Below are 15,361 nucleotides of genomic sequence, written 5' to 3' on the forward strand. Positions count from 1 at the left end.
CTCAGTACCGGAAGCAAACGCACTCACGAACCCGAACGACTGCGGCCCCGTCACCGTCAGATTGAACACCACAGCCGAGACATTCGCCGGAATCCCAGAAACACCACCCACCTGGAACGACACAGGCGCATCAGCACCCGCAGGGACACCACCACGCGTATCCAGCATCCGCGAAGGAGCCAACGGCGCAAACGCACCCGGAACAACCGGAGCCCCCGACAGGTAATAGCCCGAGACGTCGGCAATCAGATCGGTGGAACCGGCGGAACGGTTGAACAACGTCACCTTCCCGTCAGCTCCCACCGGCACAGTCACGGAGTTCGCCACGGTCTGACCAACACCGAAGTTCACATTCGACGCATTCGGACGCTCAGTACCGGAAGCAAACGCACTCACGAACCCGAACGACTGCGGCCCCGTCACCGTCAGATTGAACACCACAGCCGAGACATTCGCCGGAATCCCAGAAACACCACCCACCTGGAACGACACAGGCGCATCAGCACCCGCAGGCGAACCGCCGCGCGTATCCAGGGCGCGGAACGGTGAAAGCGATACAAATGTGCCAGGGTCCACCGGTTCCGTTGGACCGCGCATTACAGCAGATGCCGGGGAACTCTCTGGAACGCGAGCATACGCTGGGAGCGCTGAAACCCCGGCGGTGGAGGCGAGCAATCCAAGCAGGACAGCGAAAACAGCCAAGAACTTTAATCCACGCACGCGCAGGAGACCCCCAATTGCCTCGACGGCATGGATCACCGTCATTTTTGCGACAATCTACCAGATGCGAGGTGGGCCACAGAACCCAAACGACCCTGCAGTACTGCGGGCCCCGGCGCCGTCGCACTCGATCAATCCTTTGCTGCGTAACTGTCGTTTTCGGGCCCTAAAACGACAGTTACGCAGCAACCGATCGGGGCCCGCCTAGACCCGCGCGCTCCCAATCACCGGAAGTCCGGCCGTCGGGAAGAGGCTCGGGAAGACCGACGGCGCGGGGACCGGCACTTCGTCGAGGGGCACGGTGACGGTCTCGACGCCGACGACGAGCCGCTCGCCGCGCACGCTGACCTCCAAAGGTGCGGAACCGGCGTCGGACCCTAGCCCAGGAGAACCTGAATCCGGAACCAGCGCAAGGCTGATGGACCCCGCGCGCAGCTCGACAGACAACAGACGCCCGCGGATCTTGAGCCGGAAGGACAGGCTGTCCCACTCGGCCGGCAGCCGCGGATCGAAGTGCGGGACCTGGCCCTGGTCACGCATGCCCGCGAAACCGCACACCAGGGAACTCCAGATGCCGCCGGTGGACGCGATGTGCACGCCGTCAACGGTGTTGTGGTGCGTGTTGTCCAGGTCGATGAACAAGGCCTCGGTGAAGTGCTTGAGCGCGACGTCGGAGTAGCCCACCTCGGCCGCCATGATGCCCTGCACGCAGGCGGACAAGGTGGAGTCGCCGGTGGTGATGGGATCGTAGAAGTCGAACGCGCGCTGCTTTTCCTCGGCCGTGAAGTCCTGCCACTGCAGGAACATCGCCAGTACCGTATCCGCTTGCTTGAGGACCTGGTGCCGGTAGATCACCAGCGGGTGGAAGTTGAGCAGCAGCGGGTACTTCGACTTAGGGGTGTTCCAGTCCCACGGCTCCAGGGTCATGAAGTCGTTGTCCTGGCTGTAGATCTCCATGTCCGGATCGTAGGGAAGGGACATACGCGCGGCGGCCTGCTGCCACACCATCCGCTCGGTGTCGGGGACGTCCGGGTGTTCCAGTGCCGCAGCGGCCCGCAGGTTAAAGCGGGCCATGACGTTGGTGTAGAGGTTGTCGTTGACCACCGCCGTGTATTCATCCGGGCCGGTGACGCCGTGGATGTGGAACAAGCCGTCCTTGCCGAAGAAGCCCAGCGAAGCCCACATGCGGGCCGTCTCGATCAACAGGTCGGCGCCCACTTCGGCGCGGAAGCTCGCGTCGCCGCTGGCCCACTGGTACCGGTTGGCTGCGAAGGAGATGGCGGCGGCGATGTGGAACTGCGCCGTGCCAGCGGCGTAGTACGCGCTGGCCTCGAGCCCGTTGATGGTGCGCCACGGGAACAGTGCACCGTCCACGCTGAGTTCCTTGGCCCGAATCCGGGCGTCGGGAAGCATGGCGTGGCGGGATTCCAGCACTTGGCGCGCGGCGGCCGGGTTGGTATAGGTCAAGTACGGCAGGAGGTACACCTCCTGGTCCCAGAAGTAGTGACCCTCATAGCCGGAGCCGCTGACGCCCTTGGCCGGGATGCCCGCGACGCCGGCCCGCGCGGTGGCCTGGGCGAGCTGGAACAGGCTCCAGCGCACGGCCTGCTGCTGTTCGGGCTGGCCGCCAATGGTGATATCCGCCGTAGACCAGTAATCCCGGTAGTGCGCCGTGCCTTCGGCGAGGAGCGCGTCAAACGGCACGAGGCCCAATTCGGCGTCGGACGCGAGGATCTCGCCCGGGTCTGATTCGCTTGCATCGGCGCTGTTCACGACGTAGCTGACGCTCTTCTCCAAGCGGAACGTCTCGCCTTCATTCACGGCCATGACGTAGCGGACCGTTGACTCGTCCTCCCCCACCACGGTTTCGAAGGGCTGGCCTTCGGCGGATATCCAATGGTCCACGGCCATGCCGATGCGCTGCCGGGATTCAGCGGTTTCCCAAGCCATGCGCAGCGATCCGTCGGAGCCCTGGAGGTGGAGCGGAAGCAACACCCGGCCAGCGTGGCGGCCGGAGCGGCGGGGGTCGTGGGCCGAGTGGTCCTCCACAGGCTGGTCCTGCCGATTGATCACCAAAGACGTGATGTCAGCGGACACCTGGCGGTCTGCGGTGAGGCTCAGCTCGATGCCGAGGGAACCCCTTGAATCGATCCCGACGGCGCGGCGCTCCAGGGTGGTGACAATGGCGCCTGAACGGCACTCCCAGGTAACGGCGCATTCGTACACACCCGTGGCGAAGTCGATGCTGCGGCGGTAATTCTGCACCGCGGACTCTGTGAGGCTCAGCTGCTCGCCGTCGATGACAACGTTGAAGTTGTTGGCATCCGGCACATAGACGATCCTTTGTCCCGTGCGGGCGAAGCCATACGCGTTCTCGGCGTGCTTGATGTCCCACGTTTCGTGGAAACCGTTGATGAACGTGCCGGGGAGTTCGGCGTCCGCCCCGGCCCAATGGGCACCGCGGATGCCCAGGTGGCCGTTGCCGAGGCTGAAGAGGGTTTCGAGCGTACCGGCGTCGCCGGGAACGTGGATGCTCTCCACGAGCTTCCACGGTTCGCAGGGGAAGCGCAGCCGGTCGGAGCTGATGAGTGCCATGGACTGTTGGGTTCCTTCTGTTTCTGGTGAAACGGCTTGGTTAGAGGAGGTCATCGAGGTCGTCGACCACGAACGTTGCGCCGGCGTCGAGCAGGGTCTGGTGGCCGGCTCCCCGGTCCACCCCGATCACGGCGCGGAAGTTCCCGGCACTGCCGGCCTGCACGCCGGACACTGCGTCCTCGACGACGACGCAGCCCTCGGCTGGAACGTCCAGCAGTTCGGCGGCGTAACGGAACGTGGCCGGATCCGGCTTGCCGGGGAGCCCGACGGCGGCCGCCACCTGGCCGTCGACCACCACCGGGAAGTAGCCATCCAGTCCGGCCGCCTTCAGGACGGCGGGCGCGTTGCGGGAAGAGGACACGACGGCGAGCTTGAGTCCCAGCTCCAATGCGGCGTGGATGAAGCGGACGGAGCCCGCGTAGGGCTCGACGCCACGCGAATCCACGATCTCGTTGAAGATCCGGTTCTTGCGGTTGCCCAGGCCCTGCACGCTGGTGTTGGCGGGATCGTCGTCGGTGGGTCCTTCCGGCAACGTGATTCCACGGGAGGTGAGGAAATCACGCACGCCATCGAAGCGCGGCTTGCCGTCGATGTGGTCGAAGTAGTCGCTCTCCTGGTAGCCGTCCGGATGGCCCGTTTCGGCCAGGTAGCCGTCGAAGAGCTCCTGCCAAGCCTGCTCATGCACCACGGCGGTTGGCGTCAGCACGCCGTCGAGGTCGAAAAGGAGCGCGGTGGCGCCCGTCCAGGCGGTCTTCTGGGTGGCTCGGATATCAGTCATGGTGTGGAGTGGTCCGTTCAGCGCTGGCGGCGCGTGGTTTTGCGTTCAATGAGTTTCGTGTCAAGGAAATGATGGGAGGGTTCGTTGGGGGCGTCGGCGTTCTGGAGCCGGTCCACCAGGAGGTTGGCGGCGAAGGCACCCTGGTCCGCCACTGGCTGCGCCACCGTGCTCAGGCCGAGGAACCAGCTCATGGGGTGGTCGTCGATTCCAATCACGGAGACATTCTTTGGTGCGGACAGCCCATGCTCTCGCAAGGCCATCAGTGCCCCGAACGCCGCCTCGTCACAGTGTGCGAAGACCGCGGTGGGAAGGCTTCTGTGGGCAATGAGTTCGTTCATGGCTATACGGCCGCCGTCGATCGTGGAATCCGAATTGATGACCAAGTCCGGATGAACAGTCAGGTGATGGTCCTTCAATGCACGGCTGAATCCCTTGAGCCTGTCGCTGGCCGTCAACACCGAGTTCTCCTGGGTTTCGCGGCCGGAAAGCACCGCCAGATCCCAATGGCCCAGCCCCAGCAGGTGGGAGGTGGCCTGCCAAGCTGCGAGTTCGTCGTCGATCCCTACGTTGTCCCACGGTACGGAAGTCATCCCCACGCTCGCAACTGCAAGGCCGGACGCGGCCAGGAGGGCAACCTCGGATTCGCTCAAATCGACGTTGAGGAGCAGCACGCCATCCACGCGTTGGGACAGTCCAAGGAGGTCGCCAAAGATCTTCCGCTTGACGCTCGACTTGCCGCGCAGGCTGATCAGGACGGTGTCGAAACCGCTGTCTCCGAACACTTCCTCGGCCGCCTCAACGGCCTGGGCGAAGAACCACGCGGTGGCGGTAGGAGTGATGATGGCGATGGAACCGGTATTTCCGCCGGCCAGCCGGGCCGCCGCGGAGGATGCCTTGTAGCCGAGCTTGGCTGCGGCGTCGGCCACTTTGGCTTGTGCTTTTTCGGACACGTTCGGCAGGTTCCGCAGGGCGCGTGAAACGGTGCAGATGGACAAGCCCGAGAGGACGGCAACGTCCTGGATTGTCACGCGGTGAGCCTTAACCATTCAACACGGCCTCAACCCTTTCATCTTCTGGATTTGGCGGCACATCCTTGCACCGCCGAAGAAGAGTGTAAGCGCTTACAATTTTGGCAATCAAGAGTTGTTTTCCGGCATCCCCGAATGTGACGCGGACCTCACTTCAACGAAGGACGTAAAACCGCAGAAACGCGCTCACATCCGCCATTTCCCGGGCCTCGATCCGATGGCCCATGCCGGGGTAGGTTCTCGAGGTGAGAGCCATGTTCTTGTTGAGCCATTCCTCGGTGTGCTCAATGGCATCCCTGAAGATCACGGGATCGGCTTTGTCCCTGCCCCAGAAGAACGGCGGCGGCGAATCGAAGGACTCGCTGAGCGCCAGAAGGTCGTTTTCCAGCACGAATCCGGAGAGGCCCACTGTCGCTTTGAAGCCTTCCGGACGGAGACGCAGAAGCGTGCTGGCCATGGCCATGCCTTGGGAATAGCCCAGGAGGCTCACGCTGCTGTGATTCCGCTTGACGGAGTCGATCCAGGCGAAGACCTTGTTAGTGGCCGTGATGACGTCCGCGAAGTCGTTGGCGAGGAAGTAGTCCAGCAGGAACCAGCCGTAGTGGTCCCCTATCGCCATGGGCCCACGGAGCGCAGCGCAAGTGAATTCTTTGGGGAGCTGCGGAAAGAGATTCACCATTCGCTGCTCGTCCGTGCCGTATCCGTGCATCATCACCAGGAGCGGCGTCCCTGCGCGCTCATTTTCCGGTCTGGACCAGACGACAGTTTCCATGGGCCACAGCTTAGTGGGGGCCGGCGGCCCGTTCGACCGCACGGGCCTCGGTTCAAGGCCGCCTCTAGCGGCTGGCTACTGCCTTGTGATGACCTGTCCGGCCTTGATGACCGTACGTGTGCGACTTTCGTCCCAGAGCACCGACGGTTCATCGACAGGGTTTCCGTCCAGGATGACCAGGTCTCCAAAGGCTCCTTCGGCTATGCGGCCCAGGTCATCGCGACGCAACAGGGCTGCGTTGGTCGATGTCGCAGAGCGGAGCGCATCGTAGACACCCAGTGCTTCGCATTGCAGGCGGAGCCCGGCCAATTGCTCGTCCTCCAGCTCCCCCATGAGGTCGGTACCAAATCCAATTCGGACCCCCGCGTCGCGTGCTAACACGACGGCATTCCGGCCGGCATTCAGCACTTCCCTGTTCTTGGCCGCCCCTATCTCCGTGAGACCGATTTCTTCGCCGCGCCGTGCCATCGCGTCGTAGGTCGCCAAAGTCGGAACCAGGTAGACCTCATTGTCAGCCATCAAGCGGGCAGTTTCGGCGTCCAGCAGATTGCCGTGCTCAATACAGCGCACCCCGTTGAGCACCGAATGACGGATGGCCTCGGGCGAGTAAGCGTGGGCCGTCGCATAACTGCCCCGGCGGGAGGCCTCTTCCGTTACAGTGCGGATTTCGGCCGAGCTGTACTGCGGAACCCTGATGGGGTCGACGGGCGAAATGACTCCGCCGGACGTCATGAGCTTGATGGCCGTGGCTCCGGTGCGGAAGCGGTTGCGCACGGCCCGCAGAAGCTCATCCTCGCCGTCCACCACTTCGCACATGTGGCCGCCATGGAAGCACCCGCCGTCGTCCGCGGCCCGGATGTCACCGTGGCCACCTGTCTGGCTCAGGGCCGGTCCGGTAAAGAAGTACCTCGGACCTGCGTACAAGCCTTCGTCGATGGCATTGGCAAGGCCTATGTCTCCCCCGGCCACGTCACGGACGCTCGTGAAGCCCCGGTTCAAGGCTGCCCCAAGTCGCCGGGCCCCTGCGAGCGCAGAGTAGCTCAACGGCCCCGTTTCGTTCTTGGCGGCAGTCAAGCTGAGCGCGTAGGCATGGAAATGCGCATCGATGAGCCCGGGAATCACGGTACGGCCGTCGGCGTCAACGATTTTTCCGGCCTCTTCCACTTCTCGCCCCACTTCGGTGATCCGGCCCTCGCGGACCGTGATGGAGCCTTCGATCAGGTTCCGGGTCTCGCCATCGAAGATGAGGGCGTTCCGGATGGTCAGTGTTCCCGGCGGCGTAGTGGTCACGTGTGGAGATTCCTTTCCTAGTTAGTGGTGGCAATCGCTTGTTCGAACAGCGGGACAGAGCGCTGGGCGATGTCCACGGCCGCATCCACCGATGTCTGCCCGTAGCTACCCTCAGCGGCAAGGAAGTTCATGGATCCGATGGTCTCACCGTTGCTTACCACTGGAACGTTGACGATGGCGCCGCAACCCAGCGACTCAATGGTCGCGGAGTCGAAGAAGAATGCCCGGACTGCTTCCTTGTCCGCCCCAAGGAACGGCTGCTGGCCCTTGAGGACCTGCTCGAGCCACACCGGGTTGGTGTCCCCGCCCAGGGTCTTCCTTCCGCCCACGGGGTAGACCCCCGGGTGGCTTGTGTAAATGCGCGCCATGCTGGTGCCTGCGTCGGCGACGACGGAAGCGGTGAACAGGATGACGCTGGGCGTTTCCTGTGCGGCGGCATAGACATCGTCAAAGTTTTCGAACTGGGAACTCATGGGAGTCCTTTCTGGTTATAGCCGGGATTGGCGGAACTCGTCTTGTTGTGGATTGAGCGGCGAAGTGTGCTGAGGATGAGATGGACGGACAAGAGCTTGGCTGGGGTGTCGAGGGGGACGCCCAGTTCGCGGGCACGGTTTAGCCGGCTCTGCAGGGTGTTCCGGTGCAGGTCAAGGGAGCTTGCTGCGAGGCTGACGGAGCCGTGGTGGTCGAGGAAGGCCCCTGCAGCCGCAATGACGAGGTCTCTGTCCGGGCTGGCCATGAGCAGCGGCAGCGTCAGTTCGGCCACGAGCAGGACCGAGTCCTCATCGACGAACGTCGCGGCCGCCGCAACGTCGAGGTTGGCGAAGCCTGCCACGGTGCCGGGTCCCGTCGAGAGAGCGGATTCAGCGGCCAAACGGGATTCACGGACGATATTCGGCAGTGCCACGGGTTCCTCGCGCCACCGAGAGAGTCCTGCCCCCAGCCCCAGTTCCTCTAAAGACTTCCCGAGACGGACCCGGATCCGCGCTTCGAGCTGGTCCGCCGACTCTTGGTATCTGACGGGAACAAGGGCGAGCCAGCCACCGTGGACTTCGGCCAGGGGGCTGCGGACTGTGACCTTCCGCCAGAGCAACCGCAGCACCGCTGTGAGCTCCGGGCGATGAGCTTCCAACGACGCCCTGCGGATCCACACGGCCACATATTGCTCCTCCCCACGCCAGCCCAGCTGGGAGAGCAAGTGCCGGTGACGTTCCACGAACGTGGTCCAGGAGGAGCCGGGGTCGTGGTTCAAGCCGACAAGGGCCGCCGTGGGTACTGCACGCGCAGTGTCGAGGACATCTCCCAACAGCCACGCAGCGTTTACCGACGGCGTTGCCACCTCGAGGATCGACCGGACGAGCTGCAGGTTGTGGACTCCGGATCTTGGTACCCTCGCGGTGAGCCTGGACGGGATGGAGCTATTCGAACCGCGAACATCCACGGTGATGATTTCGACTGCCTCCCGGGTGGGCGTTCCCGCGGACGCCAGGCTCACGCCGTCGTACTCCAGCAAGATTTCAATACCGTCCAGCTCCCTGGAGATGGTATTCAGGACAGCTCCCAAGGTCGTGTCCTTCGCGACCGCTCGGGCAAACCGCGCCAGTTCAGCGTCCACCACGGAAAGGGCAGCGCCGATTTCAGCGGCGAGTGCGAGGGCAATGCCTGACGTGTCGCCCTCGGCGGCCAGCAAGGTGATACCCAGCCGCTCGGCGAGGCCGATCACTGCGCTGGAGTAGGTACTTCCAGCGACGACGACGGCGCTGGCCTTCCGCTCCCAGGCGTGCCGCAGAGCTGCGGACACCAGCCAGCCGCCGGAGCCCATCTCCGCTGAAAGGACGATGACGGTGTTGGGCCGCACCCGCTGGATGGCATCGAGCTGGGAGACAAGAACGACGCCATCGATTGCCGCGCTGGACGGAGTGAGATACAGCGGGGTGGTGCCGCGGAGGGAGCCGTGCGCCAGGAGCGCGGCGACATCCAGATGGTTCTCGCTTTTCGACCTACGCATGTTGCCGCCTTGGGTGCTCGATCGGAATACCAAAGGCCTTTGGTTCAGCAAGATCAAGGCCTGCCTCCGAGTACCACTGCGCCGCGGCCTTGATCTTCAGGACGTCAATGACATCGCCCACCCGCACATCGTCGATGTTGACGACCGTGCCGTGCTCGGAGTTGAGCAGCGAGACGATGTCCGGGACGGCAGCTGCGATGGCGCCGTCGACGAGGGCCAGCAAGATTTCGTTCTGGATCTCCAAGCGGATGATCTGCCCGGATCGTTCGTCCACGAGCGTCACGCTGGACGGCAGCGCCGGAAGGCCTAGGTCCGAAGGGCGCGACAGGCCTTCGACGTGACTCACCCGGGCCCGGGCAATCCGGGTGGCACCCAGAAATTCAGCGAGCTGCTGGAACTTGCGTCCAACCGACGTTTCGCCGTCGAGAATCTCCCCGATTCGGATCATCCGGCTGATGGAGCCGTGGACTCCGTGCTCGCGCATTTGGCCCGCTGAGCACGGATACATGGCTGTAGCGGCCCACCCACCCATCTCCGTGACGAGTGCCCGCACCAGGGTTTCGGCCCGCTGCGGGTTCTCAGCCTCCACCACAGCCCGTTCGCCGGTAACTCCCATGAGGGCGATCGGACTGATGGGGACGTGGCCGATGTTCAGCGTTGTTTGGCTGATCAAGGGAAATACACGGCCCATGGGGTCGGAATCAATCACCGGCAGCGAGGACTGCAGCCCGACCATGAGGGGAACAATTCCGTTGATGTTGGCGGCGGCGAGCGAATAGATCGCCCGCACCTGCCGGCCAAGGTTGGCCTCGATGGCACGGATGCACCCGATGAACTCATCACCTACAGGAGGCATATCCGCGATGAGGAGACCCTGAGTGACCATTCCGATCGCAACCACGAGGTCATCGGGGGCCAGCTCGTCAATCGAGATGAGTTCCAACACGCGGTTTTCCATGGCCCTTTCAATCATCTCCGCGTAAACGTAGATGGCTGTCGGGTCGATGGTGCAGGCCAGGAAGTGGGCGCCGGTCCGCAGGTGCCGGACATCCTCCACCGTCAGCAGGGCGCTCATCGAATGACACCCTCTTCCGCCCCGAAGGGTGCCCGTCCTTGTATTTCGGGGGCATCTTCAATCGTGTCCCCGGAGGCTTCACCAGCGGCTTGGACCCTGATCCGCACGATGCCGGGGTTGCCATACGGCATGGCATAGACGTTCGATTCAATGATCCGCGTGAGCCCGGGGCTCGCCCCCAACTGAACGGCTGCCGACTCGGCATCTTCTTCCGCGCGACGCTGCACCAACTGGAGGTCCGCCCGACCGCTAACAGTCTCCAACCTGTCGATCCAGGCGGTCAGGGGCGCGACGGCGGAGCCCACCTGCGCGGCGTCGTGCTCAGCTGCCAGCGTGGGAACCAGCCCGAACGGGAGCGGGGTGTCCTGCCCGCTTCGGAGGTCCGCAACCACCGAGGGGACCGCAGGGCGGACCGGATGGTCGGCCGTGTACGGTTCGACGACGGCGGCGTTGCTGGCGAGGCTCGCCTCGTACCCTTGGCGGATGACGCTTCGCGTAGCAGGGAGACCCCCGCGGATTTGGCCCACGGTGACCCCAGAGTCCGCACAGATGACGACCTCCCCATCCGGGGCGCCGGCCAAGGTAGCCGCGCCGAGGATCTGCATAGCGGGTTCGGGGCGCAACCCGTGAATCGGAATCACTGCCAGCCGCGCGAGCGGCGCGCGGCCGCCGTCGTTCTTGGCGAACCACATCGTGGCGGAGGGAAAATGCCGCCGTCCCGACGCTTCCAGCATCGCGACCAGGTCCTCTCCTGTTTCCATGAGGGCGCTGTTGAGGATGGCTGTGTAGTCACGGTCGCGGAAAACACTGGAATAGAAGTCGCTGGAGATGCTGATGCGCATTTCGCTGTCACTGGACAGGATGGCATCGGCAATGCGCGTTTCGTGATCCTTCGACGCTGTCGACCCCACGGAGGTGATTGCAATGTTCCGTACGTCTCCGGAGAGGATGTCCGGAAGTTCGGCCAGGAAAGCCTCCAAACCTAGCGGAGCGAGGGGGCGTCCTCGCAGGTCGTGGCCTCCGCCGACGTGGACTGTCCGGGCCACCACGGGTACCACGAGTGCCGGCAGCCCAGTCACGTGGAACGCGTCCGCAGGCGGGCGGGGCGAAATCCGGATCGCGATGACCGAGGCTAGTTTCCGCGCAGCGAGGACGCTTCCGGCGTCGGAGGTAATATCCGTTACTTTCGTAATTTCCGCACCAAGCTCGTGGCGAAGCTCTTCGAAGGTGGTGTCGACGGCCTCCGCAAGCGTGCTGCATCGCTCCGCAGCCGCGGCGGCCACCACGCTGTGCCCGTCGAGCACCAAGGTCCGGCAGCTTGTTCCCTGCAACCGCAGCCCTATGCGCATTGTTCGGCCTCCTGTTCAGCCTGCCGCAGTTCCCTCACCGGGTCATGACCATGTTCCATGTATATAGCGTCCCCCGATAGGGCCTAGCCCGTGCGCTTGCGGAAGAACAATCCGTCCGCGGCGACTGCAAGCAGGATGAGGACGCCGGTGACAACCTGCTGGTAGGTGGTGTCCCAGTGGAGCAGGTTGAAGCCGTTGCCGATGACGGTCAGGATCATGACTCCGACGAATGCCCGCCACATAGCACCGTGTCCGCCGAGAATGCTGGTGCCTCCGATGACCACGGCGGCAATGGCCGTGAGTTCGATGCCGATGGCCATGGCTGGCTGGGCTGAGCCTGCGCGCGAAGCAAGAATCATGCCGGCCATCGCGGAGCACAGGCCGCTGATGGCAAAGACGGCGACGTGGATGGAACCGGTGCGGATACCGCTAAGGCGTGCCGCTTCCTTGTTGCCGCCCACGGCGTAAATCCTGCGGCCAAACGTAGTGCGCCAGAGGACGATGCCTAGGACGATCGTCATGGCTACCATGAGCACGGAGCCCGCAGTGAGGCCGAAGAGACTGGGCCAGGTCCACGTCTGGAAGGCGGCAAGTTGCTCGGGCAGCGGCGCGACGATGGCTCCGCCCGTGATCACGATGGCCAGGCCGCGGTAAATGATGCTCACCGCCAGCGTGCCTATGAAGGAATTCACCTTCGTACTGACCACGATCAGGCCGGTGACGGTTCCCAGGGCGGCTCCCACCAACAATGCGCCGACGAATCCCGCGATCACCCCTAAGTGCTGGGTGATCATCACTCCGGCGATGGCGGAGACAGCCAAGTTTGCGGTGGAGGAAAGATCGAAGACACCGCTGACGATGCACAGTGTGGCGGCAGCGGCCAACAGTCCCACGATGGCAGCTTGGTCGAACAGGTTGATGAAATTTCGGCCCGTGAGGAACGTTCCGGTATTGAGGGTCAGTAGCAGCATGATGGCGATCAGTCCGAAGACGATCCCGAAATCCCTGACATTGAGCTTGAATTTCTTCTCGGCCGGCTCGGACACGGCAGCAGTAACTGTGGTCATTTGATTCACCTATTTCAGAAATGCGGAAGCCATGACTTCATCGCGGGAGGCGTTCCGGTCGAATTCAGCAACGATGCGGCCTTGCCTCATGACATGGATACGGTGGGATAGGCCGATGACTTCCTCGAGTTCGGAGCTGACAACGACGACAGCCGTGCCCTTTGCTGCGAGGTCAGCGATCATGCCGTGGATGCGAGCCTTGGCCGCGATGTCGACACCACGCGTGGGTTCGTCCACCAGCAGCACCGCCGGAGGATTGAGCAGCCACTTGGCGAAGAGCGCCTTCTGCTGGTTTCCTCCGGACAAATCGGCAATTAGCGAGCCGCGGCGGGCGCCGCGCAGGTCGACGGAATGGCTGATTTCGGATACGGCTGCCTTTTCCCGGGCTACCCTGACGAAACCGCCCAGTGATCGGCCCGACAAGGTGGAAAGAGCGATGTTTTCGTCCACCGGCCGGCACATGACTAGGCCCTGTTCTTTCCGCGACTCGGGGACGAGGGCCATTCCGGCTTTGATGGCTTGCCGGATGGAGTTGGCACGGAGGCGTCGGCCGTTGATCTGGACATATCCACTGGTGGTTCGATCAGCACCGAACATGGCGAGCAGGGTCTCGCTGCGGCCACTGCCCACCAGGCCAGCGATACCCAGGATTTCGCCTTGGCGGACCGTGAAGGAGACGTCTTTCACTTTTGAGCTGTTCAGTCCCGCCACTTGGACCACCGTTTTTGCTTCCGGGGGTACCGGCTGAACCTCCGGAATGAGGAAATCGACCTCCCTGCCGACCATCAGGCCGACGAGCGACTCGGGCGTGTGCCCCGAGGCGTCCTCAGTGGTGATGTGCTGTCCGTCGCGGAGAATGGTCACTCGGTCCACTAAACCCAGGACTTCCTCCAGATAGTGCGATACGAGGATGACGGTGGTGCCTAAACGCGCGAGGCTCCTGATCACCTTCAACAGCTTTGCTTTCTCGGCCTCGTTCAGGACCGCCGTCGGCTCGTCCATGCACAGCACCTTGGCGCCACGGGCGAGGGCTTTCAGGATTTCGACCTGCTGCTGCTGACCGATCGGGAGGTCCCCCGCCATCGCCCGGGGGTCAAGCTCAAAGCCGGTCTCGGCCAGGAGGCGCTCCAAGTGATCGGCGTCCCGCCGCGAACGGAGCAGGCTTCCTGTGTTGGCCCATCGGCCCAGGAAGACGTTCTCCAGCACTGAAAGGCCAGGAACGAGTGCCAGCTCTTGGGATATAAGGGATATTCCTTGTGCGATGGCGTCCCTGGGCTCGGCGATCTTCACCTCCCGGTCATCAAGCTTGACGACGCCGAAATCTGCCGCGATGGCGCCGCCGAGGATCTTCAGCAGCGTGCTCTTGCCAGCACCGTTTTCCCCCATGATGCCGTGGATTTCCCCCGGAGCCACCGACAACGTGATATCGCGGAGCACAGTGCTGGCACCGTACCGCTTTCCGATTCCGGAGACGGTGATTTCCGGAGCGGCACTCCGATTGACTCGCTCTGGTGTATCCAACTGTTGTATAGCCATTTTGACCTCGGGAGATGGAATGGACGTTTGGCCGGTCCTGCCGGGACCGGGGCGGGGGCTCCTGCCCTGCCGGGATTTCAGCCCCGGCAAGACAGGACCACGAGGGTGATAAGTCGGCTAGTCAGAGTACTTCGAGACGTAGTTCACGGCGTCGAGGGCTTCCTTGGTGCCCTTGGCCTTGTTGGGAGCCAAGCTCGCCTCGTCCACTGCCGTCTCCACCTGCTGTCCCCGGGCCTTGGCAAGGCCGAGTTCCGTGGCCTTGGCGCCGTTCGCCACCACGTCGCTGACGTAGATGGAGAACCATTTACCGGATCGGACGGCCTCGACATTCGAAGTAGATGCACCGTTGCCAATGAACTTGATGTTGCTATTGCCAGCCGCAGCGGCCGCACCCGTGATCGCCTGGGATGCACCGATGACGACATCGACGTCCGGGTTGGCCTGGGAAACGTTCTGGAACGCCTGCCGGCCGCTGTCTTGGGTGTATCCGCCTTCGACACTGGCCACCAGCTTGATCTTCGGATCAGTGGCCAGCTCAGCTTTCACTGCTTCGGTCCGGGCGTTATCCAGCGGCAGGGACTTGAATCCCTCGAGGTAGGCCACCTTGCAGGTGTCTTTGGAGACTTTGGCGCAGGCATCCTTGCCCATTTGGCCGAGCATCTTGCCGTTGCTGGTGGGAAGGTCAACGATGCTGATCGCACCGGGGACCTGGGGCTGGATAGTGTCGAACTTCGGACCGATAACGGAGAACTCGACCACCACCGTTATGCCAGCTTGGACGGCCTGCTGCAGTGGCGCAATGAGGGCCTGGTTGTCGTTCGCCTGGATAACGATCACCTCGAACTGTTTTGAGGTGACCGCGTCCTGGATCTGCTGGACCTGGGTCTGGGCGTTGAAGTTGGGGTCCACGAACGTAGCGCTGGCGTTGTTGGCCTTGGCCGCCTGCTGGACGCCGAGGAAGGTTCCTTGGGCGAAGCCGTTCGACTTGGCGAAGCCGAAGAATCCGACGTTGAGGGGTTTGCCGGCGTCCGCCGTCGAAGCTGGTCCCGCGGCCGCTTGCGTGGGTGGGGTGCAGGCTGACGTCAGGAGCGCTAGCCCGATGAGCGCCGCGGCTGTGGCTGATTTCTTTATGTTTTTCATTGGGTG

13 protein-coding genes are annotated in these 15,361 nt (G+C 63.4%); all 13 read right to left on the minus strand.

Translation table 11 applies throughout. The features are described from left to right. On the minus strand, positions 1-765 hold a 765-nt coding region (locus tag AC3WJM_RS10720), incomplete at its 3' end, for a hypothetical protein (RefSeq protein ID WP_492271864.1). 159 nt (positions 766-924) lie between these two features. Continuing rightward, a complete protein-coding gene (locus tag AC3WJM_RS10725; RefSeq protein WP_492271865.1) occupies positions 925-3,315 on the minus strand; it encodes a glycoside hydrolase family 65 protein in 2,391 nt (796 codons plus the stop codon). A 40-nt stretch (positions 3,316-3,355) separates the two neighbouring features. After that, positions 3,356-4,093, minus strand: a complete 738-nt coding sequence (locus AC3WJM_RS10730; protein ID WP_492271866.1) for an HAD family hydrolase — start codon at positions 4,091-4,093, stop codon at positions 3,356-3,358. A gap of 17 nt (positions 4,094-4,110) precedes the next feature. Continuing rightward, positions 4,111-5,121 carry a LacI family DNA-binding transcriptional regulator gene (locus tag AC3WJM_RS10735; RefSeq protein WP_253257245.1) on the minus strand — a complete coding sequence of 337 codons (1,011 nt, stop codon included), beginning with the start codon at positions 5,119-5,121 and terminating at the stop codon, positions 4,111-4,113. 154 nt (positions 5,122-5,275) lie between these two features. Next, positions 5,276-5,893: an alpha/beta hydrolase gene (locus tag AC3WJM_RS10740; protein WP_307053873.1), complete on the minus strand. Its 618-nt coding sequence runs from the start codon at positions 5,891-5,893 to the stop codon at positions 5,276-5,278. 75 nt (positions 5,894-5,968) lie between these two features. Continuing rightward, the gene (locus AC3WJM_RS10745; RefSeq protein WP_492271867.1) at positions 5,969-7,183 is read right to left on the minus strand and encodes a metal-dependent hydrolase family protein; all 1,215 of its coding nucleotides are present in this window, start codon (positions 7,181-7,183) and stop codon (positions 5,969-5,971) included. A 17-nt stretch (positions 7,184-7,200) separates the two neighbouring features. Then, positions 7,201-7,656: a GAF domain-containing protein gene (locus AC3WJM_RS10750; RefSeq protein ID WP_492271868.1), complete on the minus strand. Its 456-nt coding sequence runs from the start codon at positions 7,654-7,656 to the stop codon at positions 7,201-7,203. Next, entirely contained in the window at positions 7,653-9,188 is a 1,536-nt protein-coding gene (locus AC3WJM_RS10755; protein WP_253257244.1) for a helix-turn-helix domain-containing protein, read from the minus strand. The genes AC3WJM_RS10750 and AC3WJM_RS10755 overlap by 4 nt, the downstream gene beginning before the upstream one ends. Continuing rightward, positions 9,181-10,263: a DUF917 domain-containing protein gene (locus tag AC3WJM_RS10760; RefSeq protein ID WP_284990760.1), complete on the minus strand. Its 1,083-nt coding sequence runs from the start codon at positions 10,261-10,263 to the stop codon at positions 9,181-9,183. The genes AC3WJM_RS10755 and AC3WJM_RS10760 overlap by 8 nt, the downstream gene beginning before the upstream one ends. After that, positions 10,260-11,612 (minus strand): hydantoinase/oxoprolinase family protein, encoded by a 1,353-nt coding sequence (locus tag AC3WJM_RS10765; RefSeq protein WP_284990761.1) that lies wholly within the window; start codon positions 11,610-11,612, stop codon positions 10,260-10,262. Before AC3WJM_RS10765 ends, AC3WJM_RS10760 begins: the two co-directional genes overlap by 4 nt. A gap of 83 nt (positions 11,613-11,695) precedes the next feature. After that, entirely contained in the window at positions 11,696-12,679 is a 984-nt protein-coding gene (locus AC3WJM_RS10770; protein WP_059388414.1) for an ABC transporter permease, read from the minus strand. Positions 12,680-12,688: 9 nt separating this feature from the next. Continuing rightward, positions 12,689-14,200, minus strand: coding sequence for a sugar ABC transporter ATP-binding protein (locus tag AC3WJM_RS10775; RefSeq protein WP_492271869.1), 1,512 nt, complete (start codon positions 14,198-14,200; stop codon positions 12,689-12,691). A gap of 132 nt (positions 14,201-14,332) precedes the next feature. Further along, complete coding sequence (locus AC3WJM_RS10780) at positions 14,333-15,355, minus strand: sugar ABC transporter substrate-binding protein (protein ID WP_492271870.1); 1,023 nt, start codon at positions 15,353-15,355, stop codon at positions 14,333-14,335. Positions 15,356-15,361: the final 6 nt, after the last annotated feature.

This window comes from Arthrobacter sp. FW306-1B-G06A, assembly GCF_058781765.1.